This is a genomic window from Alphaproteobacteria bacterium, from assembly GCA_018662925.1.
GTDB lineage: Bacteria > Pseudomonadota > Alphaproteobacteria > 16-39-46 > JABJFC01 > JABJFC01.
This window is the reverse complement of record JABJFC010000019.1, coordinates 1-3,194: the sequence shown is the minus strand read 5'-3', so window position 1 is coordinate 3,194 and position 3,194 is coordinate 1. Positions and strand designations below refer to the sequence as shown.

1 protein-coding gene and 1 pseudogene are annotated in these 3,194 nt (G+C 40.1%); one reads left to right on the top strand and one right to left on the bottom strand.

The features are described from left to right. Window positions 1-2,624, top strand: a 2,624-nt coding sequence (locus tag HOL16_01100; protein ID MBT5389293.1) for a hypothetical protein, incomplete at its 5' end; no start/stop codon positions are given. A 290-nt stretch (window positions 2,625-2,914) separates the two neighbouring features. Here HOL16_01100 and HOL16_01095 read toward each other — a convergent pair. Next, a pseudogene (locus HOL16_01095) lies at window positions 2,915-3,085 on the bottom strand (transposase). Between the last annotated feature and the right edge of the window lie 109 nt (window positions 3,086-3,194).

Below are 3,194 nucleotides of genomic sequence, written 5' to 3'. Positions count from 1 at the left end.
TACACCCATCCTATAAGGCATACAAAGTATGTTTTGAGGAAAAGAAACGTGTTGCTCAGAGTATTTTGGATAAGTGGGACGAGCATACACCTTACGTGCGCTTGGCTGGAATAAGACGTGATGTGTTGGAAGTAGATGCAGGCCAGCGTCCACGGCTTCTCTCAGATATGGAAAATCGTGCCTCCATTCAAGTGGAAGGATATATAGATTTAACACGCAAAACGAGAGCACTTTGGCAAGAGATTTCCTCAACACATCCAGGAGTGCTTTCAAAAACTCATCCTCTCTATAAAGATTACAAAGAATTAAAGACAGAAAGAGACTCTATTGCATTCGTAATGCAAGAAAATCCACGGCTTTATTATCCATTCTTGAGAGTGGAAAAAGGAGACGATTCTCTCAAAGACTACTGGGGTAATTCTCTCAGCCAAAACGATCTCGTATATATTGCCTCTGTCAAGTCGCATGCTGAGGCTCATTTAAAATCACAACACGAGAATCTTTATTATGATCGTCTGAGTTTGCAGGAAAAGGAAAATTATAATGTAGTTAAGGCGTATACAGAGGCACGGAACGAGGCCGCGGCACTTTACAGTCGGCTCAAAGATCGTCCAAGCATTGAAGCACACATCTCAAAAACTTTTATCACGCAGGAGCGGTTTAAAGAAACACAAGTCAAGCGGGATACATTGGCGTTAAAACTTGTTGAGTCTCCAGAAAAGTACCAACCCTTTTTTGATACACTGGGCGTTAAAGAAGGCAAACTATTGGAGCATGCCGTTAATGGAGAAGTGAGATGCAAAGTAGAGGCCTATAATGAAGCTAAAAGTATTGAAACACGAGGACCACAAGCTGTAGAGCTCAGACAAATTTTAAAGTGTCCAAGTGACTTTAGAGTTGCGAAACAGGCTGGTCTTGATGTAAACCGAGTCACCTTTGATAGCGCCCTCTATGCCAAAGTTCAATCAGGAGAGATCTCGCCAAAAATAAATCCAGACCTTATTTATTACCCTATAGGAAAGTATCTAGATTCTTCAAGAGAAGCTGCACGCCTTTGGAAGAGTATGCAACTTAAAACAGCTGAGGAACGAAGTTCAATAAAAGAAGAGTGGCAAACAGCCTTTACAGCTCGTAATGAAAATGCTCTGCATCTCTCAAAAAATAAAGTAGCGGTCACTGTCCTGAATAGTATGCGACCAGACATTCAATCTCGTCTGCAAAAGCATGTAGGGTATGCGGAAAGAAAACCTAGTGCAGAATCATTTGTACCTGTTAATCATGTCCTTGAAAGGGCTCGTGGGAGGTATGGGGACATAGCCATTGATTTATTAGGTCAACCAAATGCTCGTATGTGCACGCAATCTTCTCTACGGTTTGGCCAAAAAGGATCTCTTGTTGTGAACATCTCGGCTCCTAGTGAGGGATTATGGAAGGATTTTGAACGAGATGAAGGGGGTGATATTTTTAAGTTGATAGGGCGAGAAAAAGGAATAGATTTTAAGGAGTCGGTTGATTATTTAGGCAAGTTCTTAAATGTGGAAGCGGATCCCAAAACACTACGGTCATCTTCGATACAATCTAGAGAGCATGCACAAAAGCAAACAGAAATGGATCACGTGAAAGAGATTGCTCAGCGCCTTAATGCGGTTCTAGAATTGCAGGTTAAATCTAAACCAATTGAAAACACTTTAGCGGAAGTCTACATCCGCCATGAACGTGGCATTCAAGGAACCCTATCAGAAGTCTTACGCTTTATCCCAAAGGGAACAGAATTTATGTACAAAGGCGAACGTAAAGCCTTAAAGCATGACTGTTTTGCGGCATTTGGACACAATAAAGAAGGTGAGTTAAGATCTGTTCAATTAACGAAACTTGATGAGCAAGGTAAACGGGCTCTGAGCATGAGTGGCGAAAAGCTCAATAAGATTCAATACGGAGTGGCAAAAGGATCCTTTGTGACTCTTCAAGATGCTCCAAAGGATAATAGCAGGGTATTTATTGCGGAAGGTGTTGAAACGGCGCTTTCTATTCAAGAAGCTGGGGTAATTGGCAAAATTGTTGCTTCCCTTGGGATTTATAACATCGGCAACTATCAAGGAGGAAAAGAAATCATCATTTGTGCTGACAATGATGCTCACAAAGCTAATTCACAGACTTATGAAATTCTGGAAAAAATTCAAAATCAATTCAAGGAGTATCAAGCTAGAGCCGTAACAGTTATTAAGCCTTTTAAGCCAGGACAAGATTTTAATGACGTTCTGAAAGTGAAAGGTCCTCAGGGTGTTCGAGACTACGTGGTAGAGTATCATGATACGAAGAAGTCCCAAGTTCAGGAAGTGCACGAACCGGAAATACAGAAAGAACTAATACCTCGTCCTAAAACCTCCTCTATTGAAATAATAGCCCCTTATATGGAAGACAAGCTCAAGGAGATAAAATTCTATCAAAAATCATCGCTTGGTGAAGACGCACGAAAAGACCTTAGCGTTTACATGCAATTGTTCGAAAAAGATGCTTCCTTCAGGCAAGATTTAGATGCATACAATCCAACACTCACCAGGGAACTTAAAGATTATGTCGCTAAGCAGCAGGAGCTAACTAAATCACGTGGCTATGATAGGTAAAATTGATGTTTAAACCAAGCTATAAGGGGTGTTTTTTACCTACATCGGACATCTCACGTGTTTGTGACATTTAGAGGATTGATATTTGAAATAAACGGAATAATATGCAAAAAAGTTTTTTTTATTTTTGAAACGGAGAAAATAAATTAAATAATTTGAGACGTCTGAATAAATCAAAACCAGAAGGTTAAGCAGTATTTTCGGCACAAAAAGAGTAAATTCGTGGGATATTATTCCTTTTTGAACCTTAAATGGTCCAAAAAGGTAGATTTTAGATACACTTGTCCTGTCTAAGTCACCAAAATCTTTGCGGTCCGTTTGAGGTTATAGGCGATAGATATAAGATCAAAATGCACCTGATGTTTTACCCATCCCTTATATCGACTTCTATTCAGCCCCATATGGACTTTCCAATGGGCAAAAATCCGTTCGATGTTACAACGAGTCTTGCTGTATAGCTTATTTCCCTAGATCCGAGATAGAGAAACAAAAAAGCTCTGAGTACGAGGAAATAGCTGGAAAAGGAGAGAAAAAGGGTTACACTCTTTAGGTGAAAACGTAACCCCTTCT